This is a genomic window from Streptomyces varsoviensis, from assembly GCF_000718635.1.
GTDB classification, from domain to species: Bacteria; Actinomycetota; Actinomycetes; order Streptomycetales; family Streptomycetaceae; genus Streptomyces; species Streptomyces varsoviensis.
Map to the genome: position 1 here is coordinate 238,839 of NZ_JOBF01000001.1, position 23,230 is coordinate 262,068.

Consider the following 23,230-nt stretch of genomic DNA (forward strand, 5'->3'; position numbering starts at 1 on the left):
CGACCTCCGGGAAGGCCATGCTGAACAAGTACGCGCGTGCGTTCTTCACGCGTGTTCTCACGCCGTTCGCCGCTCTGCTCATCCGGCTCGGTGTCAGCCCCGACGCGGTGACCCTCATCGGGACCGGCGGTGTCATGGCCGGCGCGCTGGTCTTCTACCCGCAGGGCGAGTTCTTCTGGGGCACCGTCGTCATCACCCTGTTCGTCTTCTCGGACCTGGTCGACGGCAACATGGCGCGCCAGCTCGGCCGCTCCAGCCGCTGGGGCGCGTTCCTCGACTCCACGCTGGACCGGGTCGCCGACGCCGCTATCTTCGGCGGCCTCGCGCTCTGGTACGCGGGCGGCGGCGACAGCCTCGTCCTCTGCGCGGTGACGATCTTCTGCCTCGCCAGCGGCCAGGTGGTCTCGTACACCAAGGCGCGCGGCGAGGCGATCGGCCTGCCGGTGAACGTCAACGGCCTCGTCGAGCGCGCCGAGCGGCTCGTCATCTCCCTGGTCGCCTGCGGCTTCTCCGGACTGCACAAGTTCGGCGTGCCGGGCATCCAGGTACTGCTGCCGATCGCCCTGTGGGCCGTGGCCGTCGGCAGCCTCGTCACGCTGGTGCAGCGGGTGGTGACCGTACGCCGCGAGGCCGCCGAGGCGGACGCGCAGGCGCTGGCCCAGGGGGGCGACACGGCATGAAGGAGCGGTTGACCGACGCGTTGTACGGGCTCGGCTGGAGCACCGTCAAGAAGCTGCCCGAACCCGTGGCCGTACGGCTCGGGCAGCAGATCGCCGACACCGCGTGGAAGCGGCGCGGCAAGAGCGTGCTGCGCCTGGAGGCGAACCTCGCGCGCGTCGTCCCCGACGCCACCCCGGCCCGCCTCGCCGAACTGTCGAAGGCCGGCATGCGCTCGTACCTGCGCTACTGGATGGAGTCCTTCCGGCTGCCGGCCTGGAGCAAGGACCGCATCCGCGCCGGCTTCACCCCCGAGGGCGTGCACCACCTGGAGAACGGCCTGGCCAGCGGCCGCGGCGTCATACTCGCCCTGCCGCACCTGGGCAACTGGGACCTCGCGGGGGCCTGGGTCACCACCAAGCTCGGCGTGCCGTTCACCACGGTCGCCGAGCGGCTCAAGCCCGAGACGCTGTACGACCGGTTCGTCGCCTACCGCGAGGGGCTGGGGATGGAGGTGCTGCCGCACACCGGCGGCAGCGCGTTCGGCACGCTGGCCCGGCGGCTGCGCGCGGGCGGCCTGGTCTGCCTCGTGGCCGACCGGGACCTCTCCGCCTCCGGCGTCGAGGTGAAGTTCTTCGGCGAGACCGCGCGGATGCCCGCCGGCCCTGCCATGCTGGCGCGGCAGACCGGGGCGCTGCTGCTGCCGGTCACGCTCTGGTACGACGGAACACCCATCATGCGCGGCCGGGTGCACCCGGAGATCGAGGTTCCGGAGACCGGGACCCGTGCGGAGCAGGCCGCCGCCATGACGCAGCAGTTGGCCGACGCGTTCGCCTCGGGCATCGCCGAGCATCCGGAGGACTGGCACATGCTCCAGCGCCTGTGGCTCGCCGACCTCGAACCGCGGCGGGGCGGCCTTGGAGCCGAGTCCGCTCCGGGCGGCGCCTCCGTGTCCGGACCGGGCGCGGTGCCCGAGCCCAGCTCCGGCGCGGACTTCGAGCCGCGCTCCGGTGTGGACTCCGGGTCCGGCCGCGGTGCGGACGCCGGCCCCGGCTCCGGTGCGGACGCGGAGGCCCGCTCCGGTGCGGAATCCGGGCCCCGTCCCGGCGCGGACCCCGACCCCGGCTCCGGTGCGGACCGCGAGTCCCGCCCCGGTGCCGGGACCAGACCTGAGCCCCACTCCGATGACAGCTCCGGAACGGAGAAGCCTTGAGGATCGGGATCGTCTGCCCGTATTCGTGGGACGTCCCCGGCGGCGTCCAGTTCCACATCCGCGACCTCGCCGAGCACCTGATCCGGCTCGGCCACGAGGTGTCCGTACTGGCCCCGGCGGACGACGAGACACCGCTGCCGCCGTACGTGGTCTCCGCCGGACGTGCCGTACCGGTGCCCTACAACGGTTCGGTCGCGCGGCTCAATTTCGGCTTCCTGTCGGCCGCCCGGGTGCGCCGCTGGCTGCACGACGGCGCCTTCGACGTGATCCACATCCATGAGCCCGGCACCCCGTCCGTCGGCCTGCTCGCCTGCTGGGCGGCGCAGGGCCCGATCGTGGCGACCTTCCACACCTCCAACCCGCGCTCCCGCTTCATGATCGCCGCGTACCCGATCCTCCAGCCCGCCCTGGAGAAGATCAGCGCGCGCATCGCGGTGAGCGAGTACGCCCGCCGGACCCTGGTCGAACACCTCGGCGGGGACGCGGTCGTCATCCCCAACGGCGTCGACGTCGGCTTCTTCGCCGACGCCGAGCCCAAGGCGGAGTGGCAGGGCTCCACCATCGGCTTCATCGGCCGCATCGACGAGCCGCGCAAGGGACTGCCGGTCCTGATGCGCGCGCTGCCGAAGATCCTCGCGGAATGCCCGGAGGCCAGGCTCCTCGTCGCCGGGCGCGGCGACGAGGAGGAGGCGGTGGCGAGCCTGCCCGAGGAGATGCGCGGGCGCGTCGAGTTCCTCGGCATGGTCAGCGACGAGGACAAGGCGCGGCTGCTGCGCAGCGTCGACGTGTACGTCGCCCCCAACACCGGCGGCGAGTCCTTCGGGATCATCCTCGTCGAGGCGATGTCGGCGGGGGCCCCGGTGCTCGCCAGCGACCTCGACGCCTTCGTGCAGGTCCTCGACCAGGGCACGGCGGGCGAGTTGTTCGCCAATGAGGACGCCGACGCGCTCGCCGCCGCGGCGATCCGGCTGCTCGGCGACCCGAAGCGGCGCACCGAACTGAGCGAGCACGGCAGCCGGCACGTGCGCCGCTTCGACTGGTCGACGGTCGGGGCGGAGATCCTCGCCGTCTACGAGATGGTCACGGCGGGCGCGGCCTCCGTCGCGGCGGACGAACGGGCGGGCCTGCGGGCGCGATTCGGGCTGGCGCGGGACTGACCCGGAACTGACCCTGGACCGAGGGGCAGGGCGTACCGGCGGGGCCTACGTCGGAGTCGGCCGTCGGCGGGCGCTGCCTCCGCCTCCCGCGGTCGTGTTCCTCCCCTGGCCCCCCGCTGTCCCCCGCTGTTCCTCCGCCCGCGTCCGCGCCGGGAGCGGGCCGCGGCGGCCGGTACTGTGACCCGGCGTGACCACTTTCATCTGGATCGCGGCGGCCCTGGTCGTCATCGGCGTCTACCTGAGCTGGACCGCGGGGCGGCTGGACCGGCTGCACAGCCGCATCGACGCGGCGAAGGCCGCGCTCGACGCGCAGCTCCTGCGGCGCGCGTCGGTGGCGCAGGAGCTGGGCACCTCGGGGGTGCTGGACCCGGCGGCGTCCATCGTCCTCTACCAGGCCGCGCACGCCGCCCGGCAGGCCGAGGAGGAGCAACGGGAGGTCGCCGAGAGCGAGCTGAGCCAGGCGCTGCGCGCCGTGTTCGCCGAGTCGGCGCAGGTCGAGGCGGTACAGGAGGCGCCGGGGGGCGAGGAGTCGGTGCGGGAGCTGACGGAGGCCGTGCGCCGGGTGCCGATGGCGCGGCGCTTCCACAACGACTCGGTGCGGGCGGCGCGGGCCGTGCGCGAGCACCGGGTGGTGCGCTGGTTCCGGCTGGCCGGCCACGCGCCGTTCCCGCTGGCCTTCGAGATGGACGACGAGCCGCCGCCCGTCCTGACCGAGCACACGCACGCGGGCCACTGACGCCCGTACGGCCAGGGACGCCCGTACGGTCACTGATGCTCGTACGGCCAGGGACGCCCGTAGGGCCGGGGGGCGCCCGTACGGCCAGGGTCGGGGACGGGCCCTACCGCCACCGCCGTCCGTACGGCGGGCGGCGGCGCTCGTGCGGTCGCCGACCGGCTGTACGGGCCACCGGCCTCGGATTGGCTCTTTCCGCAGGTCGTACGGGTGGGGTTCGGTGGTTCACGCAGCGACTCAGCCGTTGATAGCGAGGTCATCACGTGTCCACCACCCCCGCGGCAAGCCCCGAGACCGGTACCGCGCGCGTCAAGCGCGGCATGGCCGAGCAACTGAAGGGCGGCGTGATCATGGACGTGGTCACGCCCGAGGAAGCCAAGATCGCCGAGGACGCGGGCGCCGTCGCGGTCATGGCCCTGGAACGGGTCCCGGCCGACATCCGCAAGGACGGCGGCGTGGCCCGGATGTCCGACCCGGACATGATCGACGGCATCATCGAGGCCGTCTCCATCCCGGTCATGGCCAAGTCCCGCATCGGCCACATCGTCGAGGCCCAGGTCCTCCAGTCGCTCGGCGTCGACTACATCGACGAGTCCGAGGTGCTGACCCCGGCCGACGAGGTCAACCACAGCGACAAATGGGCGTTCACCACCCCCTTCGTCTGCGGCGCCACCAACCTCGGCGAGGCGCTGCGGCGGATCGCCGAGGGTGCCGCCATGATCCGCTCCAAGGGCGAGGCCGGCACCGGCAACGTGGTCGAGGCCGTCCGCCACATGCGGCAGATCAAGGGCGAGATCGGCCGGCTGCGCGCCCTCGACTCGCACGAGCTGTTCGCCGCGGCCAAGGAGCTGCGCGCGCCGTACGAGCTGGTCAAGGAGGTCGCCGAGCTCGGCAAGCTGCCGGTCGTGCTGTTCTCCGCCGGTGGCGTCGCCACCCCCGCCGACGCGGCGCTGATGCGCCAGCTCGGCGCCGAGGGGGTCTTCGTGGGCTCCGGCATCTTCAAGTCCGGCGACCCGGCCAAGCGGGCCGCGGCGATCGTGAAGGCCACCACCTTCTACGACGACCCCAAGATCATCGCGGACGCGTCCCGCAACCTCGGCGAGGCCATGGTCGGCATCAACTGCGACACCCTCCCCGAGTCCGAACGCTACGCCAAGCGCGGCTGGTAGCCGCGCCGAAACCGACCGATGGACGCCCCGTACGCACACCCACGGCCCCCGGCCCGCCCAACGCCGGACTGCTGCGCCCCCCGGCGCCCCAGCTCCGGCGCTCGTACGACCACGGGGCCGTGGCCCGTACGGGCAGGGCGTCTGCCGTCCGTACGGACACGGGGTGCCGTGGCCCACGCGATCCCGGCCCCACGGCCTGTACGACTGCGGCTTTCGCGGCTCGCGTGGTCACGGCCCCGCGGCCCGTACGACCGCGGCTCCCGCAGGCTCAGGGGCCCGGTCCCGCGGGCGCCGTACGACCGCGGCTCCCACGCCCGTACGACCCGCGCCCAGTGCGACTCGCGCGGGCCTCGACCCTCGAGGCCGCGGTCCTCGGGGCCCGGGAGGGCCCCGTCGGCGTCACAAATCTGAAAGGTGTCCACTCCGTGTCCCTGTCCCAGTTCGAACCCGCTCCTGGCCGTCCCCTCGTCGGAGTGCTCGCTCTTCAGGGCGACGTGCGTGAGCATCTGGTCGCTCTCGCGGAGGCCGGTGCCGTGGGGAGGCCGGTTCGCCGTCCGCAGGAGCTGGCGGAGGTGGACGGGCTGGTGATTCCCGGTGGGGAGTCCACCACGATCTCCAAGCTCGCCGTCGCCTTCGGGCTGCTCGAACCGCTGCGCGCGCGGGTACGCGCCGGGCTGCCCGTGTACGGGTCCTGCGCCGGCATGATCATGGTGGCGGACAAGCTGCTCGACGGCAGGGAGGACCAGGAGACCCTCGGCGGCATCGACATGATCGTGCGCCGCAACGCGTTCGGCCGGCAGAACGAGTCGTTCGAGGCGGCCGTCGAGGTCGCCGGCGTCTCCGGCGGGCCGGTCGAGGGCGTCTTCATCCGCGCGCCGTGGGTCGAGTCGACGGGCGCCGGCGTCGAGGTGCTGGCCGTCCACGACGGCCACACGGTCGCCGTCCGGCAGGGCCGCGTGCTGGCCACGTCCTTCCACCCCGAACTCACCGGCGATCACCGGGTGCACGCGCTCTTCGTCGACATGGTGCGCGCCACCCTGTGAGCTCGCCCCGGTAGGATCGCAGGCGTTCATTCAAGAATTGGTTACGCGAAGGAGACACGCGGATGTCCGGCCACTCTAAATGGGCTACGACGAAGCACAAGAAGGCCGTGATCGATGCCAAGCGCGGCAAACTCTTCGCGAAGCTGATCAAGAACATCGAGGTCGCGGCCCGCACCGGCGGCCCCGACGTCGACGGCAACCCGACCCTCTTCGACGCCATCCAGAAGGCGAAGAAGAGCTCGGTGCCGAACAAGAACATCGACTCCGCGGTCAAGCGCGGCGCCGGTCTCGAAGCCGGTGGCGCCGACTACGAGACGATCATGTACGAGGGCTACGGCCCGAACGGCGTCGCGGTGCTCATCGAGTGCCTCACCGACAACCGCAACCGCGCCGCCTCGGACGTACGCGTGGCGATGACCCGCAACGGCGGCTCGATGGCCGACCCGGGCTCGGTGTCCTACCTCTTCAATCGCAAGGGCGTCGTCATCGTCCCCAAGGCCGACCTGACCGAGGACGACGTACTCGGCGCGGTCCTGGACGCGGGCGCCGAGGAGGTCAACGACCTCGGCGACTCCTTCGAGGTGCTCAGCGAGGCAACCGACCTGGTCGCGGTCCGCACCGCTCTCCAGGACGCCGGCATCGACTACGACTCGGCCGACGCCAACTTCGTCCCCACCATGCAGGTGGAGCTGGAGGAGGACGGCGCGCGCAAGATCTTCAAGCTGATCGACGCGCTGGAGGACAGCGACGACGTGCAGAACGTCTTCGCCAACTTCGACGTCTCCGACGACGTCATGGCCAAGGTGGACGCCTGAGCCGCTGACCGCGCACGGGCGGGTACGGGCGGGCCGACGGGATGCTCCGTCGGCCCGTTCGTCATGTCGGCGGCCGACCCCGGCCCCCTACCGGACCCGCCGTCCGGTGCGGCCTTCGGCGTGCCGTGCGCACCCCCGCCCGCGTTCCCGCCGCGCGCCGTCCGACCCGCCCTCCGACGCCGCGCCACCGCCGGTCGGGGCCATGGGCGTGCCCGCACCCGGTCGTTGTCAGTGGCAGCCGGTAACCTGCGTGAACAGTCGGCCAAGGAGCCAAGGAAGGGTGGGGGCACCGTGCGCGTACTCGGCGTGGACCCGGGGCTTACCCGGTGCGGCATCGGCGTGGTGGAAGGCGTGGCGGGCCGGCCCCTGCGGATGGCGGGCGTCGGCGTCGTACGGACCGCGGCCGACGCGCCGGTCGCCCAGCGGCTCGTCCTCGTCGAGCGCGGCATAGAGCAGTGGCTGGACGAGCACCGCCCCGAGTGCGTCGCCGTGGAGCGCGTCTTCAGCCAGCACAATGTCAGCACGGTCATGGGCACCGCCCAGGCCAGCGCCGTCGCCATGCTCTGCGCCGCCCGCCGCGGACTGCCCGTCGCGCTGCACACCCCCAGCGAGGTCAAGGCCGCCGTCACCGGCTCCGGCCGCGCCGACAAGGCGCAGGTCGGCGCCATGGTCACCCGGCTGCTGCGGCTGGACGCGCCGCCGAAGCCGGCGGACGCGGCCGACGCCCTGGCCCTCGCCATCTGCCACATCTGGCGGGCCCCGGCCACCAACCGCCTCCAGGAAGCCGTCGCGGCCCACCGCCGCACGCTCGCCCCCGCACGTCTCCCGAAAGGCACCCGATGATCGCCTTCGTCTCCGGCCGGGTCGCGGCCCTCGCCCCGGACACCGCAGTCGTCGAGGTCGGCGGTGTCGGCATGGCGCTCCAGTGCACCCCCGGCACGCTCGCCGCCCTGCGCGTCGGACAGCCCGCCAAGCTTTCCACCTCCCTCGTCGTCCGCGAGGAGTCGCTGACTCTCTACGGCTTCGCCGACGACGACGAGCGCCAGGTCTTCGAACTGCTCCAGACCGCGAGCGGCGTCGGCCCCCGCCTCGCCCAGGCGATGCTCGCCGTGCACGCCCCCGACGCCCTGCGGCGCGCCGTCGCCACCGGCGACGAGAAGGCCCTGACGGCCGTGCCCGGCATCGGCAAGAAGGGCGCCCAGCGGCTGCTGCTCGAACTGAAGGACCGCCTCGGCGACCCGGTCGGACCCGGCGCGGACGCCGGCGTCGGCAGCGCCGCCGGCCCCGGCTGGCGCGAGCAGCTCACCGCCGCACTGATCGGCCTCGGCTACGCCACCCGGGAGGCCGACGAGGCGGTCGTCGCCGTCGCCCCGCAGGCGGAGGCGGCCATCGCCGAGGGCGGCCGGCCGGCCGTACCGCAGTTGCTGCGCGCCGCGCTGCAGACCCTGAACCGGGCCCGCTGACGGCCGTACCCGCCCGCCACCGCCTACGTGAGAGACCGACCATGAACTGGGACGAGCCCGCAGCGGCCACACCCGACGCCGACCCGGAGGGCCCCGCCGGGGCCGCCGGGCGGCTGGTGGACGCCGCCGCCGGAGCCGCCGGCGACGACGACCAGGCCATCGAGGCCGCCCTGCGCCCCAAGGACCTCGGCGAGTTCGTCGGGCAGGAACGCGTCCGCGAACAGCTCGACCTGGTGCTGCGCGCCGCCCGCCAGCGCGGCGCCACCGCCGACCACGTCCTGCTCTCCGGCGCGCCCGGCCTCGGCAAGACCACCCTCTCGATGATCATCGCCGCCGAGATGGGCGCCCCCATCCGCATCACCTCCGGCCCCGCCATCCAGCACGCGGGCGACCTCGCCGCGATCCTCTCCTCCCTCGCCGAGGGCGAGGTCCTCTTCCTCGACGAGATCCACCGCATGTCGCGGCCCGCCGAGGAAATGCTGTACATGGCCATGGAGGACTTCCGCGTCGACGTCATCGTCGGCAAGGGCCCCGGCGCCACCGCCATCCCCCTCGAACTGCCGCCCTTCACCCTGGTCGGCGCCACCACCCGCGCCGGCCTCCTGCCGCCCCCGCTGCGCGACCGCTTCGGCTTCACCGGCCACATGGAGTTCTACGCCCCGGCGGAGCTGGAACGCGTCATACATCGCTCGGCCCGCCTCCTCGACGTCGAGATCGAGCCGGACGGCGCCGGCGAGATCGCCGGCCGGTCCCGCGGCACGCCCCGCATCGCCAACCGGCTGCTGCGCCGCGTCCGTGACTACGCGCAGGTCAAGGCCGACGGCCTGATCACCGCGGAGGTCGCGGCGCAGGCCCTCGACGTGTACGAGGTGGACGGCCGTGGCCTCGACCGGCTCGACCGTGCGGTGCTCACCGCCCTCCTCAAGCTCTTCGGCGGCGGGCCGGTCGGCCTCTCCACCCTCGCCGTGGCGGTGGGGGAGGAGCGCGAGACGGTCGAGGAGGTCGCCGAACCGTTCCTGGTCAGGGAGGGGCTGCTGGCCCGTACGCCCCGGGGCCGGGTCGCGACCCCGGCCGCCTGGACGCACCTCGGACTCCTGCCGCCGCGGCAGGACGCGGGCGGTCCGGGACGGCCGGGACAGAGCGGCCTGTTCGACGGCTGACGGCGCGGGGGCTGGTCGGCTCAGGAACCCCGGTGCCATGCTGGGCGTTGTTCCATAGGTGCGGGCTCGCTTAGACTCCGCCGATGCCGTCCGTCTCCGTGCGGCATACCACCCCCCGTAGTCCAGGCCGCTCCCCGGCGGTCGTGTGAAGGAAACCCGTCCCGTGAATCTCGTGACTCTCCTCCCGTTCATCGTGCTCATCGGGGCCATGTTCCTGATGACCCGGTCGGCGAAGAACAAGCAGCGCCAGGCCGCCCAGATGCGGAACCAGATGCAGCCGGGCTCCGGCGTGCGCACGATCGGGGGCATGTACGCCACCGTCAAGGAGGTCCACGACGACGCGGTCAGCCTTGAGGTCGCCCCCGGCGTGCACGCGATCTACGCGAAGAACGCCATCGGCGCCGTCCTGGAGGACGCGGAGTACAACCGCATCGTGCACGGCATCGAGCCCGAGTCCACCGAGACCCCCGTCGTCCCGGACGACGCCTCCTCCCTGACCGAGGACATCGAGCCGGCCGCCGACGAGAAGAAGATCGACCTCGGCAAGGGCAAGACGGACGAGGCGGGCGCGTCGGCGGACGACGCGGAGCCCAAGGCGGCGGACGGCGCCGAGCCGAAGGACGCCAAGGCCAAGGACGCCGACAAGGACGGCAAGCGCGACGGCGACACCGACGCGAAGTAAGGCCCCGTACGACGAACCGCGGAGCGCCCATTGAGCGGTGCGCCGCGGTTCCCTGACGGTCTAGGCTCCGGCGGGGGCACGTCCCCACAACACTTCGTGGCCGCCCGGCGCACACCCGACGCCGGACGGTTGGACAGGGAGATACGACAAGGTGGCAGCACCGAAGAAGGGCCGTAGGTCCCCGGGCGGCCAGGGCAGGCCGGGGCGGGTCCTCGCCCTGATCCTGATCGCCATGGTGGCGCTCGTGGGCGGAATGTTCGCCTCCGGGCACACCACGCCGCGGTTGGGCATCGACCTCGCCGGTGGTACGAGCTTCACGCTGGAGGCCAAGAACCAGCCGGGCAAGCCCAACGCCATCAACACGACCAACATGAACACCGCCGTGGGCATCATCAACCGGCGTGTCAATGGTCTGGGCGTCACCGAGGCCGAGGTTCAGACGCAGGGCGCCAATCACATCATCGTGAATATCCCCAAGGGGACGAACGCGAAACAGGCCCGCCAGCAGGTCGGCACCACCGCGCAGCTCGGCTTCCGCCCGGTGCTGAACACCACACCCGTCAGCAAGTCCCCGCCGCCGTCGCCCACCCCTTCCCCCAGTTCCCCCAGCGCGAAGGGCAAGGACGGCAAGGACAACAAGGGCGACAAGGACAGCAAGGGCGACAAGGCCAAGGACGGCGACAAGGTCAGCCCGTCCGGCAGTGCCACGCCCACCGGCACCCCGACGACCAAGACGCAGGGCCGGGCCGTCACCGACGCCCTGAAGGCCGACTCGACGCCCGACCCCGAGGTCACGGGCAAGGGACAGGACGGCAAGAAGGGCGATAAGGACGGCAAGGACGGCAAGAAGGGCGACCAGGCCCCGAAGCCCTCCCAGACGCCGTCCGGCTCCCCGGACGCCGCCGCCCTCCAGAAGCAGCTCGCCGAGCTGGACTGCACGACCAAGGAGGGCATGGCCAAGGCGCGCGAGAAGGCCGCCAACGCCGCCCCCAAGGACACGGTCGTCGCGTGCAAGAAGGACGGCTCGGCCAAGGAGATCCTCGGCCCGGTCGCCGTCGAGGGCACCGACGTCAACGGCGCCTCCGCCGTCTTCGACAGCCAGCGCGGCCAGGGCTGGATCGTCCAACTGAAGTTCACCTCCGGCGGCTCCAAGAAGTTCGCCGACGTCACGGGCAAGCTGGCGAGCCAGCAGCCGCCGCAGAACCAGTTCGCGATCGTCCTCGACGGCGAGGTCGTCTCCGACCCGTCGGTCAGCCAGTCCATCGCGGGCGGCGAGGCCGAGATCTCCGGCAGCTTCACCCAGCAGAGCGCCCAGGACCTCGCCAACGTGCTGTCCTTCGGCGCGCTGCCGCTCTCCTTCGACGTCGTCACCGAGACCACCGTGACCGCGGCGCTCGGCGGCGAGCAGTTGCACGCCGGTCTGCTCGCGGGCGCCATCGGCCTCGCGCTGGTGATCATCTATCTGGTCGCGTACTACCGCGGTCTCGCGCTCGTCGCCCTGGCCAGCCTCGCGGTCTCCGCGATCCTCACCTACACGATCATGACCCTGCTCGGCCCGGCCATCGGCTTCGCGCTGAACCTGCCGGCCGTCTGCGGCGCCATCGTGGCCATCGGCATCACCGCCGACTCCTTCATCGTGTACTTCGAACGCATCCGGGACGAGATCCGCGACGGCCGGTCCCTGCGCCCGGCGGTCGAGCGCGGCTGGCCGCGCGCCCGGCGCACCATCCTGGTCTCCGACTTCGTGTCCTTCCTCGCCGCCGCGGTGCTCTTCATCGTCACCGTCGGCAAGGTGCAGGGCTTCGCCTTCACGCTCGGCCTGACCACGCTGCTCGACGTCGTGGTGGTCTTCCTCTTCACCAAGCCGCTGATGACGATCCTGGCCCGGCGCAGGTTCTTCGCCAGCGGCCACCCGTGGTCGGGGCTGGACCCCAAACGCCTCGGCGTGAAACCGCCGCTGCGACGCCGCCGCCCCTCCGCCCCCGTCGACCCCAAGGAGGCGTGAGATGTCGAAACTCGGCAGCATCGGCGCCCGGCTCTACCGCGGCGAGGTCGGCTACGACTTCGTGGCCAAGCGGAAGATCTGGTACGGCATCTCGATCCTCATCACCATCACGGCCATCGTCGGCCTGGCGGTGCGCGGCCTCAACATGGGCATCGACTTCTCCGGCGGAGCCGTCTTCACCACCCCGACGACCTCCGTGTCGGCCCACGCGGCCGAGGAGACCGCCAAGGAGGCGTCCGGCCACACCGCGATCGTCCAGAAGCTCGGCAACAAGTCGCTGCGCATCCAGGTCAGCGAGCTGAGCACGAGCGACTCCCGCCAGACGCAGGAGGCGCTCGCCAAGAAGCTGGACGTCCCGACCGACAAGATCAACACGGACATCATCGGCCCGAGCTGGGGCGACCAGATCGCCAACAAGGCGTGGATGGGCCTGGGGATCTTCATGGTCCTGGTGGTGATCTACCTCGCCATCGCCTTCGAGTGGCGGATGGCCATCGCCGCCCTGATCGCCCTGGTCCACGACCTCTCCATCACCGTCGGCGTCTACGCGCTCGTCGGCTTCGAGGTCACTCCGGGCACCGTGATCGGTCTGCTGACGATCCTCGGTTACTCCCTGTACGACACCGTCGTCGTCTTCGACGGGCTCAAGGAGAGCGCCCGGGGCATCACCAAGCAGAGCCGCTACACCTACAGCGAGATCGCCAACCGCAGCCTCAACGGCACCCTGGTGCGCTCCATCAACACCACGGTCGTGGCGCTGCTGCCGGTCGCCGCCCTGCTCTTCATCGGCGGCGGCTTCCTCGGCGCGGGCATGCTCAACGACATCTCGCTCGCCCTGTTCGTCGGCCTCGCGGCCGGCGCGTACTCCTCGATCTTCATCGCCACCCCGCTCGTCGCCGACCTCAAGGAACGCGACCCGCAGATGAAGGCCCTGGCCAAGCGGGTGCGCGCGAAGCGCGCCTCGGCCGCCGCCAAGGCCGAGGCGGGCGGCGCGGACGGGTCGGCCGCCGATGACGCCGCGGACGACGCCGCCGACGAGCCGGATGACGACGAAGGCGACGACGGCGACGACACGGCCGCGGCCGGCGTCGTCGGACCGCGCCGCCAGCCCGCCGCCCGCAACCGCGGTCGCGGCCGTCCCTCCGGGAAGCGCCGATGAACGCCGCCGAGCCCCTGCGCTCCCTGCTGCTCAGCCGCATCGCGGACGTGCCGGACTACCCGAAGCCGGGCGTGGTCTTCAAGGACATCACCCCACTGCTCGCCGACGCCAAGGCGTTCGGCGCGCTCACCGACGCCCTCGCGGAGCTCTGCCAGCGCTACCACGCGGACAAGGTCGTCGGCCTGGAGGCGCGCGGCTTCATCCTGGCGGCCCCGGTCGCCGTCCGCGCGGGCCTCGGCTTCGTGCCCGTACGCAAGGCCGGCAAGCTCCCCGGAGCGACGCTCGCCCAGTCGTACGACCTGGAGTACGGCAGCGCCGAGATCGAGATACACGCGGACGCGCTACGGCCCGGGGACCGGGTCCTGGTCATCGACGACGTCCTGGCCACCGGCGGCACCGCCGAGGCATCGCTCCAGCTCATCCGCCGTACGGGCGCGGCGGTCGCGGGCGTGGCCGTCCTGCTGGAGCTGGGCTTCCTGCCCGGCCGCGAGCGGCTGGAGAAGGCGCTGGCGGGCGCCCCGCTGGAGACCCTGATCACGGTCTGAGCAGCGGCGCGGCCGCATCTCACGCGACACCTCTCGAAACGGAGGCGGGCACCGGGAAGACTCCGGTGCCCGCTTTCCGTTATCCACAGGCCGGCCGCCTGCGGGAGAGCGAGGTGGCCGGGATCGTTACCATGGCAGTCCGGACCTGACCGGGGGCCGGACCCGCATGAGGAGAGTGCTCTTGCCAGACGAGGCCCAGCCGCTCACCGCCGCGCAGCCGCAGAAGCCCACGCCCGAGGCCGCGGCGGCCGCGGACACGCCCCGGGACCGCGGTGACACCAGGGCCCAGCCCCCGGCGGACCCCGAGGCGAAGGCCGGGCCCGAGCCCGCACCGCGGCCCCTGCCGACGACGGCCCCGAAGACCGCGGCCGAGGCCGTGCCGCCGACCCCCGCCGACCGGCCGCGGACCACCGCCCAGCCGGCCCCGGCGGCGGACCGCCCCGCCCTCGGCGCGCGCCCGCCCGCCGGCACCCCCGCCCGCTCCGGCTCCTCCAACCGCGTCCGGGCCCGCCTCGCCCGCCTCGGCGTGCAGCGCTCCAGCCCGTACAACCCCGTCCTCGAACCGCTGCTGCGCATCGTCCGGGGCAACGACCCCAAGGCCGACGCCTCCACGCTGCGCCAGATCGAGAAGGCGTACCAGGTCGCCGAGCGCTGGCACCGCGGCCAGAAGCGCAAGAGCGGCGACCCGTACATCACCCATCCGCTGGCCGTCACCACCATCCTCGCCGAGCTGGGCATGGACCCCGCCACGCTGATGGCGGGCCTGCTGCACGACACCGTCGAGGACACCGAGTACGGGCTCGACACCCTGCGCCGCGACTTCGGGGACCAGGTCGCCCTCCTCGTCGACGGCGTCACCAAGCTCGACAAGGTCAAGTTCGGCGAGGCCGCCCAGGCCGAGACCGTGCGCAAGATGGTCGTCGCCATGGCCAAGGACCCGCGCGTCCTGGTCATCAAGCTCGCCGACCGGCTGCACAACATGCGCACGATGCGCTACCTCAAGCGGGAGAAGCAGGAGAAGAAGGCCCGCGAGACCCTGGAGATCTACGCCCCGCTGGCGCACCGGCTGGGCATGAACACCATCAAATGGGAGCTGGAGGACCTAGCCTTCGCGATCCTCTACCCCAAGATGTACGACGAGATCGTGCGGCTCGTCGCCGAGCGCGCCCCCAAGCGCGACGAATACCTGGCGATCGTCACCGACGAGGTCCAGACCGATCTGCGCGCCGCCCGGATCAAGGCCACCGTCACGGGACGGCCCAAGCACTACTACAGCGTCTACCAGAAGATGATCGTGCGCGGCCGCGACTTCGCCGAGATCTACGACCTGGTGGGCATCCGCGTCCTCGTCGACACCGTCCGCGACTGCTACGCGGCGCTCGGCACCGTGCACGCCCGGTGGAACCCGGTGCCGGGGCGGTTCAAGGACTACATCGCGATGCCCAAGTTCAACATGTACCAGTCGCTGCACACGACGGTCATCGGCCCCAGCGGCAAGCCCGTCGAACTCCAGATCCGCACGTTCGACATGCACCGCCGCGCCGAGTACGGCATCGCCGCGCACTGGAAGTACAAGCAGGAGGCCGTCGCCGGCGCCTCCAAGGTCCGCACCGACGTGCCGAAGAACGCGGGCAAGGGCCAGGACACCGTCAACGACATGGCGTGGCTGCGCCAGTTGCTCGACTGGCAGAAGGAGACCGAGGACCCGGGCGAGTTCCTCGAATCGCTGCGCTTCGACCTCTCCCGCAACGAGGTCTTCGTCTTCACGCCCAAGGGCGACGTCATAGCGCTCCCGGCCGGCGCCACCCCCGTCGACTTCGCGTACGCGGTGCACACCGAGGTCGGCCACCGCACCATAGGCGCCCGCGTCAACGGGCGGCTCGTACCGCTCGAATCGACCCTGGACAACGGCGACCTGGTGGAGGTCTTCACCTCCAAGGCGTCCGGTGCCGCGCCGTCCCGCGACTGGCTCGGCTTCGTCAAATCCCCGCGCGCCCGCAACAAGATCCGCGCCTGGTTCTCCAAGGAGCGCCGCGAAGAGGCGATCGAGCAGGGCAAGGACGCCATAGCCCGGGCGATGCGCAAGCAGAACCTGCCCATCCAGCGCATCCTGACCGGCGATTCGCTCGTCACCCTCGCCCACGAGATGCGCTATCCGGACATCTCCTCCCTGTACGCGGCCATCGGCGAGGGCCACGTCGCCGCGCAGGGCGTCGTGCAGAAGCTCGTCCAGGCGCTCGGCGGCGAGGAGGCGGCCAACGAGGACATCGTCGAGTCCACGCCGATCCGCGGCCGCTCCAAGCGGCGTTCCAACGCGGACCCGGGCGTGGTCGTCAAGGGCGTCGACGACGTGTGGGTCAAGCTCGCGCGCTGCTGTACGCCCGTGCCCGGCGACCCCATCATCGGCTTCGTCACGCGCGGCAACGGCATCTCGGTGCACCGCGCGGACTGCGTCAACGTCGACTCGCTGTCGCAGCAGCCGGAGCGGATCATCGAGGTCGAATGGGCGCCCACCCAGTCCTCGGTCTTCCTCGTCGCCATCCAGGTGGAGGCCCTCGACCGGTCCCGGCTCCTCTCGGACGTCACGCGGGTCCTCTCCGACCAGCACGTCAACATCCTGTCCGCCGCCGTGCAGACCTCCCGCGACCGGGTCGCCACCTCGCGCTTCACGTTCGAGATGGGCGACCCCAAGCACCTCGGCCACGTCCTCAAGGCGGTCCGCACGGTGGAGGGCGTGTACGACGTGTACCGCGTGACCTCGGCCCGCAGGCCCTGAGCCGGTAGCCGGGCGGAACGGCGACGGCCCGGCGGGAGAAGATCTCCCGCCGGGCCGCGTCGCGTCAGCCGGGCGTCAGCCGCCGAACTCCTCAAGGCCCTTGAGGGCCTGGTCCAGCAGCGCCTGCCGGCCTTCGAGCTCCTTGGCGAGCTTGTCGGCCTTGGCGGTGTTGCCCGCCGCGCGCGCCTTGTCGATCTGCTCCTGGAGCTTGTCGACCGCCGCCTGCAACTGGCCGGTGAGCCCCGCCGCGCGGGCCCGCGCCTCGGGGTTCGTACGCCGCCACTCGGTGGACTCGGCCTCCTGGATCGCGCGCTCCACCGCGTGCATCCGGCCCTCGATCTTGGGCCGGGCGTCGCGCGGTACGTGGCCGATGGCCTCCCACCGCTCGTTGATCGAGCGGAAGGCGGCGCGGGCGGACTTGAGGTCCGACACCGGCAGGAGCTTCTCGGCCTCGATGACCAGCTCCTCCTTGCGCGTGAGGTTGCCCTGCTGCTCGGCGTCGCGCTCCGCGAACACCTCGCTGCGGGCGTGGAAGAAGATGTCCTGCGCCCCGCGGAAGCGGTTCCACAGATCGTCCTCGGCCTCCCGCTGGGCGCGCCCGGCGGCCTTCCAGTCCGCCATCAGCTCGCGGTACCGGGCGGCCGTCGGGCCCCAGTCGGTGGAGTTGGACAGCGCCTCGGCCTCCGAGACCAGCTTCTCCTTGGTCTTACGGGCCTCCTCGCGCTGCGCGTCCAGCGAGGCGAAGTGCGCCTTGCGCCGCTTGGAGAACGCCGAGCGGGCGTGCGAGAAGCGGTGCCACAGCTCGTCGTCCGTCTTGCGGTCCAGGCGCGGCAGCCCCTTCCAGGTGTCGACCAGGGCCCGCAGCCGCTCCCCGGCCGCCCGCCACTGCTCGCTCTCGGCCAGCTCCTCGGCCTCGGTGACCAGCGCCTCCTTGGCGCTACGGGCCTCGTCCGACTGGCGGGCCTTGGCGGCCTTGCGCTCCTCGCGCCGCGCCTCGACATCGGCGACGAGCTTGTCGAGCCGCCGGCGCAGGGCGTCCAGGTCGCCGACCGCGTGGTGCTCGTCGATCTGCGTGCGCAGATGGTCGATGGCGGTCGTCGCGTCCTTCGCCGACAGGTCGGTGGTCCGCACCCGGCGTTCGAGGAGGCCGATCTCGACGACCAGGCCCTCGTACTTGCGCTCGAAGTAAGCGAGAGCCTCCTCGGGGGTTCCCGCCTGCCATGACCCGACGACCTGCTCGCCGTCGGCGGTACGCACGTACACGGTCCCCGTCTCATCGACGCGGCCCCATGGGTCGCTGCTCACAGCGCCTCCTCCACATGATGCCGGGCGGGCGTGCGGCCCGCGGGCATCGTCCACAGTTTCTTCCGGCCGGGCAGCGCCCTGACCGGTCCGACGGCTTGAAGTTGCCGGCTCTCGTTTGCGCCTCGCAGGGTGACGGCCGTCGGAGCAGGCACCCTGCACAAGGCCAACATAGGCGACCGGCGGCCCGGCTGTCCGTAGCTCGCGCGACCGAAATTTCGCGGTACGGGCAGTGGGGCGGGGGTCAGGAGCTGGTCACCGTCGCCTTGTCGATCACCACCGTGGCGTTCGGGGCGCCGTCTCCCTGGCCGGAACTCTCGCCCGCGGCGGCGATCTTCTTGAGCACCTTCATGCCCTCGGCGTCGATCGTCCCGAAGGGCGTGTACTGCGGCGGCAGCTTGCTGTCCTGGTAGACGAGGAAGAACTGGCTGCCCCCGGTGTGCGGTTGGCCGGTGTTGGCCATGGCCACCGTCCCGGCCGGGTAGACGTCGCCCTTGAGGGAGGGGGACTTCAGGTTCTCGTCCGGCAGCGTGTAGCCGGGGCCGCCGCTGCCGGTGCCCTTCGGGTCGCCGCACTGGAGCACGTAGATATTGCTGGTGGTGAGCCGGTGGCACTTGGTGTGGTCGAAGAACCCCTTGTCCGCGAGGAACTTGAAGGAGTTGACCGTGTGCGGGGCGTTCTTCGCGTCGAGCTTGATCCCTATGCCGCCGCAGGTCGTGTCGAGCTTCATCGCGTACGCGGCCGACGTGTCCACCGACATGTCGGGCTCCTTCTTCCACGTCGCCGTGGCGGGCGAGCCCGGCGCGGGCTTGGCCTTGCAGGGGTCGGCGGCCTTGGGGGCGCCGGTGGGGGCAGCCTGATCGACCGCCTCATCCTTTCCCGACTTGTTCGACTTGCCCGAATCGTCGGTCAGCGACGTCGAGGCGTACGCGGCCACGCCCGCCGCCAGCACCACGGCGAGACCCGAGGCGATCACCACATTGCGGCGGCGCGCCTTGCGCCGGGCCGCCTCGCGCCGCTTCTGCTGCCGCTCGAACTTCTCCCGGGCGAGCTGCCGCCGCCGCTGCTCGTTGTTGACCACCGGGCCATCTCCTCCTGCCGTCGCGTACCAGCCATGACCTGAGCCTGGCCGTACGGTATATGGGTTCGCGGCGGCAGGAGTGCCGCCGGTAGGCTTTGGGCAGCCGAGATCTTCCCTCGTGATCTGCCTCCGGACGATTTAAGGACGAACGTGCTCATTGCCGGGTTCCCCGCCGGGGCCTGGGGGACCAACTGCTACCTGGTCGCCCCCGCCGCCGGCGAGGAGTGCGTGATCATCGACCCGGGCCACCAGGCGGCCCCCGGAGTCGAGGAGACGCTCGCCAAGCATCGGCTCAAGCCCGTGGCCGTCGTCCTCACCCACGGGCACATCGACCACGTCGCCTCGGTCGTCCCCGTCTGCGGCGCCCATGACGTGCCGGCCTGGATCCACCCCGCGGACCGCTACATGCTGAGCGACCCGGAGAAGGCGCTCGGCCGCTCCATCGGGCAGCCGCTCATGGGCGAGCTGACCGTGGGGGAGCCGGACGACGTCGAGGAGCTGACCGACGGCGCGACGCTGCGCCTGGCGGGACTGGAGTTCTCCGTCGCGCACGCGCCCGGCCATACCAAGGGGTCGGTGACCTTCCGGACGCCCGAGACCGCCGATGTGCCGTCGGTGTTCTTCGCGGGCGACTTCCTGTTCGCCGGCTCCATCGGACGCACCGACCTGCCCGGCGGCGACCACGCCGAGATGCTCGACTCGCTGGCCCGCGTGTGCCTGCCGCTCGACGACTCGACCGTGGTCCTGTCCGGCCACGGCCCCCAGACGACCATCGGCCGCGAGCGCGCCACCAACCCGTTCCTGCGGGACGTGGCCGCCGGCCTCGGAGCCGACACCCCGGCTCCACGACGAGGAATGTGAATCTTCATCCCGTGAGCACCTTCAAGGCACCCAAGGGCACGTACGACCTGATCCCCCCGGACTCCGCGGCGTTCCTCGCGGTCCGCGAGGCGATCTCCGCGCCGCTCAGGCGCTCCGGCTACGGCTACATCGAGACGCCCGGCTTCGAGAACGTCGAACTCTTCTCGCGCGGCGTCGGCGAGTCCACCGACATCGTGACCAAGGAGATGTACACCCTCACCACCAAGGGCGGCGACGAACTGGCGCTGCGCCCCGAGGGCACCGCCTCCGTGCTGCGCGCGGCGCTGGAGGCCAACCTGCACCGCGGCGGCCTCCCCGTGAAGCTCTGGTACTCCGGCTCGTACTACCGCTACGAGCGGCCGCAGAAGGGGCGCTACCGCCACTTCTCGCAGGTCGGCGCGGAGGCGCTGGGCGCCGAGGACCCGGCGCTCGACGCGGAGCTGATCATCCTGGCCCACGACGCGTACCGCTCGCTGGGGCTGCGGAACTTCCGCATCCTGCTCAACTCGCTGGGCGACAAGGAGTGCCGCCCGGCGTACCGCGCGGCCCTCCAGGACTTCCTGCGCGGCCTCGACCTCGACGACGAGACCCGCCGCCGCATCGACATCAACCCGCTGCGCGTCCTCGACGACAAGCGCGACGCGGTGCAGCAGCAGCTCGTGGGCGCGCCGATGCTCCGCGACCACCTGTGCGAGGCGTGCAAGGAGTACCACGAGCGGGTGCGCGAGCTGCTGACGGCGGCGGGCGTGGCCTTCGAGGACGACGAGAAACTGGTGCGCGGGCTGGACTACTACACCCGCACCACCTTCGAGTTCGTCCACGACGGGCTCGGCTCGCAGTCCGCGGTCGGCGGCGGCGGGCGCTACGACGGCCTCTCCGAGATGATCGGCGGCCCGGAGCTGCCGTCGGTCGGCTGGGCGCTCGGCGTCGACCGTACGGTCCTGGCGCTGCGGGCGGAGGGCGTCGAGCTCGAACTGCCCGCGGCCACCGAGGTCTTCGCGGTGCCGCTCGGCGAGGAGGCCCGGCGGGCGCTCTTCACGGTGGTCACCGAGTTGCGCCGGGCCGGGGTCGCCGCGGACTTCGCGTACGGCGGCAAGGGCCTGAAGAACGCCATGAAATCGGCCAACCGCTCCGGCGCCCGGTACGCCGTGGTGGCGGGCGAGCGTGACCTCGCCGAGGGAGTCGTGCAGCTCAAGGACCTGGAGAGCGGCGAGCAGGCGCCGGTCGCGTTCGACACCGTTGTGAGTGAACTGCTGGCCAAGCGGGGCTGATTGCCCGGGGCTGGGGCAGAATGGGCGGTCCACGACCGACTGACGGGACGAAACGGCGCTATGACGACTGAGGCACTTGACCGCACGGAAGCGGACGAGGACAGGGCGGGCGGCTCGGGCGCCGTGGGCGGCAGCCGCGCGTTCGCCCTCACGCTGGTGATCACCGGCGCTCTGGGGCTGCTGGCCGCCTGGGTCATCACGCTGGACAAGACCAAGATCCTCGAAGCCAAGGTCGCCGGCCGCACGTTCACGCCCGGCTGCAGCCTCAACCCCATCGTCTCCTGCGGCAACATCATGGAGAGCCCGCAGGCCAAGGCGTTCGGGTTCTCCAACCCGATGCTGGGCCTGGTCGCGTACGGCATCGTGATCTCGATCGGGCTGGGGCTGCTGGCCGGCGCCCGCTACCGCCGCTGGTACTGGCTCGGGTTCGAGGCCGGCTGCCTCTTCGGCGTCGGCTTCGTCTCCTGGCTCCAGTACCAGTCGCTGTACGTCATCGGCTCGCTCTGCCTCTGGTGCTGCCTGGCGTGGGTCGCCACGATCTTCATGTTCTGGTACGTCACCCTGAACAACATCCGGCACGGCTTCATCCCGCTCCCCGCCGGGCTCCGCCGCGGCCTCCTGGAGTTCCACTGGGTCGTCCCGGTGCTCTGGGTCGGCGTCATCGGCATGCTGATCCTCACCCGGTGGTGGTCGTTCTGGACCGGCGGCAGCGCCTGATCGTAGGGGCGTTGTCAGTGGGGTGGCTTAGGGTTTCGGTGTGGAACCAGACCTGTTCACCGCCGCCGCCGAGGACCGCCAGGAGAAGGAGCCCTCCAGCAGTCCGCTGGCCGTCCGGATGCGCCCGCGCACCCTCGACGAAGTCGTGGGCCAGCGGCATCTGCTGAAGCCGGGCTCACCGCTGCGCCGCCTGGTCGGCGAGGGGAGCGGCGGCCCGGCCGGGCCGTCCTCGGTGATCCTCTGGGGCCCGCCCGGCATCGGCAAGACGACGCTCGCCTACGTCGTCAGCCAGGCCACGAACAAGCGGTTCGTGGAGCTGTCCGCGATCACCGCGGGCGTCAAGGAGGTGCGGGCCGTCATCGACGGCGCCCGCCGCGCCTCCGGGGGGTACGGCAAGGAGACCGTCCTCTTCCTCGACGAGATCCACCGCTTCAGCAAGGCCCAGCAGGACTCGCTGCTGCCCGCCGTCGAGAACCGCTGGGTGACCCTCGTCGCCGCCACCACCGAGAACCCCTACTTCTCGATCATCTCCCCGCTGCTCTCCCGGTCGCTGCTGCTGACCCTGGAGCCGCTGACCGACGACGACCTGCGCGGGCTGCTGCACCGGGCGCTCACGGACGAGCGGGGCCTTGGCGGCGCCGTCACGCTGCCCGCCGACTCCGAGGCGCATCTGCTGCGCATCGCGGGCGGCGACGCGCGCCGGGCGCTGACCGCGCTGGAGGCGGGCGCGGGCTCGGCCATCGCCAACGGCGAGGGCGAGATCTCGCTGGAGACTCTGCAGGACGCCGTCAATCAGGCCGCAGTGAAGTACGACCGCGACGGCGACCAGCACTACGACGTCGCCAGCGCGCTGATCAAGTCCATCCGCGGCTCGGACGTGGACGCGGCGCTGCACTATCTGGCGCGCATGATCGAGGCGGGGGAGGACCCCCGGTTCATCGCCCGGCGGCTGATGATCTCGGCCAGCGAGGACGTGGGCCTCGCCGACCCCGGGGCCCTGCAGACCACCGTCGCCGCCGCGCAGGCCGTCGCCATGATCGGTTTCCCGGAGGCCCGGATCATCCTCGGCCAGGCCACGGTTGCCCTCGCCCTCGCGCCCAAGTCCAACGCGGCCTATCTGGCGATCGACGCGGCGCTCGCGGACGTACGGGCGGGGCTCGCCGGTCCCGTGCCGCCGCATCTGCGCGACGGGCACTACAAGGGCGCTCAGAAGCTCGGCCACGGGCAGGGCTATCTCTACCCGCACGACCTCCCGGGCGGCATCGCCGCCCAGCAGTACGCGCCGGACGCGGTGCACGGCAAGCGCTATTACGAGCCGACGCGCTACGGCGCCGAGGCGCGGTACGCGGACGTGGTGGAGCGGGTCCGCGCCCGGCTGCGCGGCGAGCAGCCGGCGCCCGCCGGGGAGGGGACGTAGCGGC

Annotated in this window: 20 protein-coding genes and 1 pseudogene; 19 read left to right on the top strand and 2 right to left on the bottom strand. The window is 71.9% G+C overall.

The annotated features are described in order from the left end of the window. Nucleotides 1-17: 17 nt before the first annotated feature. The 15 genes and pseudogenes from pgsA to IF55_RS01150 all read left to right on the top strand — a co-directional run bounded on the left by pgsA (nt 18) and on the right by IF55_RS01150 (nt 16,577). Nucleotides 18-680: a phosphatidylinositol phosphate synthase gene (gene pgsA, locus IF55_RS01080; RefSeq protein WP_030879617.1), complete on the top strand. Its 663-nt coding sequence runs from the start codon at nt 18-20 to the stop codon at nt 678-680. After that, nucleotides 677-1,564, top strand: a pseudogene (locus IF55_RS01085) (phosphatidylinositol mannoside acyltransferase); the annotation flags it as partial. The gene pgsA and the pseudogene IF55_RS01085, both read left to right, overlap by 4 nt. Nucleotides 1,565-1,866: 302 nt before the next feature. Continuing rightward, nucleotides 1,867-3,027: a glycosyltransferase family 4 protein gene (locus IF55_RS01090; RefSeq protein WP_030879623.1), complete on the top strand. Its 1,161-nt coding sequence runs from the start codon at nt 1,867-1,869 to the stop codon at nt 3,025-3,027. A gap of 187 nt (nt 3,028-3,214) precedes the next feature. Continuing rightward, on the top strand, nt 3,215-3,763 hold the full coding sequence (locus tag IF55_RS01095; RefSeq protein ID WP_030879625.1) for a LemA family protein: 549 nt from the start codon (nt 3,215-3,217) through the stop codon (nt 3,761-3,763). A gap of 260 nt (nt 3,764-4,023) precedes the next feature. After that, nucleotides 4,024-4,929, top strand: a complete 906-nt coding sequence (pdxS, locus tag IF55_RS01100) for a pyridoxal 5'-phosphate synthase lyase subunit PdxS (RefSeq protein ID WP_030879627.1) — start codon at nt 4,024-4,026, stop codon at nt 4,927-4,929. 425 nt (nt 4,930-5,354) lie between these two features. Further along, a complete protein-coding gene (gene pdxT / locus IF55_RS01105; protein ID WP_281180897.1) occupies nt 5,355-5,972 on the top strand; it encodes a pyridoxal 5'-phosphate synthase glutaminase subunit PdxT in 618 nt (205 codons plus the stop codon). Between the two features lie 62 nt (nt 5,973-6,034). Further along, nucleotides 6,035-6,787, top strand: coding sequence for a YebC/PmpR family DNA-binding transcriptional regulator (locus IF55_RS01110; RefSeq protein WP_030879632.1), 753 nt, complete (start codon nt 6,035-6,037; stop codon nt 6,785-6,787). A 291-nt stretch (nt 6,788-7,078) separates the two neighbouring features. Further along, nucleotides 7,079-7,630 (top strand): crossover junction endodeoxyribonuclease RuvC, encoded by a 552-nt coding sequence (ruvC, locus tag IF55_RS01115; RefSeq protein WP_030879634.1) that lies wholly within the window; start codon nt 7,079-7,081, stop codon nt 7,628-7,630. Next, entirely contained in the window at nt 7,627-8,250 is a 624-nt protein-coding gene (ruvA, locus tag IF55_RS01120; RefSeq protein ID WP_030879636.1) for a Holliday junction branch migration protein RuvA, read from the top strand. The genes ruvC and ruvA overlap by 4 nt, the downstream gene beginning before the upstream one ends. Nucleotides 8,251-8,291: 41 nt before the next feature. Then, entirely contained in the window at nt 8,292-9,410 is a 1,119-nt protein-coding gene (ruvB, locus tag IF55_RS01125) for a Holliday junction branch migration DNA helicase RuvB (RefSeq protein WP_030879638.1), read from the top strand. Between the two features lie 163 nt (nt 9,411-9,573). Further along, nucleotides 9,574-10,092: a preprotein translocase subunit YajC gene (gene yajC / locus IF55_RS01130; RefSeq protein WP_030879640.1), complete on the top strand. Its 519-nt coding sequence runs from the start codon at nt 9,574-9,576 to the stop codon at nt 10,090-10,092. A gap of 151 nt (nt 10,093-10,243) precedes the next feature. Then, nucleotides 10,244-12,097: a protein translocase subunit SecD gene (gene secD, locus IF55_RS01135; protein WP_030879648.1), complete on the top strand. Its 1,854-nt coding sequence runs from the start codon at nt 10,244-10,246 to the stop codon at nt 12,095-12,097. Nucleotide 12,098: 1 nt separating this feature from the next. Beyond that, nucleotides 12,099-13,256 (top strand): protein translocase subunit SecF, encoded by a 1,158-nt coding sequence (gene secF, locus IF55_RS01140; RefSeq protein WP_030879651.1) that lies wholly within the window; start codon nt 12,099-12,101, stop codon nt 13,254-13,256. Then, nucleotides 13,253-13,801: an adenine phosphoribosyltransferase gene (locus IF55_RS01145; RefSeq protein WP_030879653.1), complete on the top strand. Its 549-nt coding sequence runs from the start codon at nt 13,253-13,255 to the stop codon at nt 13,799-13,801. Before secF ends, IF55_RS01145 begins: the two co-directional genes overlap by 4 nt. Nucleotides 13,802-13,982: 181 nt before the next feature. After that, on the top strand, nt 13,983-16,577 hold the full coding sequence (locus tag IF55_RS01150; protein WP_030879655.1) for a RelA/SpoT family protein: 2,595 nt from the start codon (nt 13,983-13,985) through the stop codon (nt 16,575-16,577). Between the two features lie 75 nt (nt 16,578-16,652). Here the strand turns inward: IF55_RS01150 and IF55_RS01155 are convergent, their stop codons facing one another. Beyond that, on the bottom strand, nt 16,653-17,882 hold the full coding sequence (locus IF55_RS01155) for a DUF349 domain-containing protein (RefSeq protein WP_030879659.1): 1,230 nt from the start codon (nt 17,880-17,882) through the stop codon (nt 16,653-16,655). 241 nt (nt 17,883-18,123) lie between these two features. Continuing rightward, nucleotides 18,124-18,960, bottom strand: a complete 837-nt coding sequence (locus tag IF55_RS01160) for a peptidylprolyl isomerase (protein WP_030879662.1) — start codon at nt 18,958-18,960, stop codon at nt 18,124-18,126. Nucleotides 18,961-19,110: 150 nt separating this feature from the next. On the opposite strand from IF55_RS01160, the gene IF55_RS01165 reads away from it, so the two are divergent. From IF55_RS01165 to IF55_RS01180, 4 genes are read left to right on the top strand one after another with little or no spacing between them, the layout of a single operon-like run. Then, on the top strand, nt 19,111-19,821 hold the full coding sequence (locus tag IF55_RS01165) for an MBL fold metallo-hydrolase (RefSeq protein ID WP_030879665.1): 711 nt from the start codon (nt 19,111-19,113) through the stop codon (nt 19,819-19,821). Between the two features lie 11 nt (nt 19,822-19,832). Then, a complete protein-coding gene (gene hisS / locus IF55_RS01170) occupies nt 19,833-21,092 on the top strand; it encodes a histidine--tRNA ligase (protein WP_030879668.1) in 1,260 nt (419 codons plus the stop codon). A gap of 60 nt (nt 21,093-21,152) precedes the next feature. Continuing rightward, on the top strand, nt 21,153-21,809 hold the full coding sequence (locus tag IF55_RS01175) for a vitamin K epoxide reductase family protein (RefSeq protein WP_030879672.1): 657 nt from the start codon (nt 21,153-21,155) through the stop codon (nt 21,807-21,809). Nucleotides 21,810-21,849: 40 nt separating this feature from the next. Then, a complete protein-coding gene (locus IF55_RS01180) occupies nt 21,850-23,226 on the top strand; it encodes a replication-associated recombination protein A (protein ID WP_030879676.1) in 1,377 nt (458 codons plus the stop codon). Nucleotides 23,227-23,230: the final 4 nt, after the last annotated feature.

Coding starts and splice junctions, on each gene's coding strand:
- pgsA (WP_030879617.1), top strand. CDS start 18: ATGCTGAACAAGTACGCGCGTGCGTTCTTCACGCGTGTTCTCACGCCG.
- IF55_RS01110 (WP_030879632.1), top strand. CDS start 6,035: ATGTCCGGCCACTCTAAATGGGCTACGACGAAGCACAAGAAGGCCGTG.
- ruvA (WP_030879636.1), top strand. CDS start 7,627: ATGATCGCCTTCGTCTCCGGCCGGGTCGCGGCCCTCGCCCCGGACACC.
- ruvB (WP_030879638.1), top strand. CDS start 8,292: ATGAACTGGGACGAGCCCGCAGCGGCCACACCCGACGCCGACCCGGAG.
- secF (WP_030879651.1), top strand. CDS start 12,099: ATGTCGAAACTCGGCAGCATCGGCGCCCGGCTCTACCGCGGCGAGGTC.
- IF55_RS01145 (WP_030879653.1), top strand. CDS start 13,253: ATGAACGCCGCCGAGCCCCTGCGCTCCCTGCTGCTCAGCCGCATCGCG.
- IF55_RS01175 (WP_030879672.1), top strand. CDS start 21,153: ATGACGACTGAGGCACTTGACCGCACGGAAGCGGACGAGGACAGGGCG.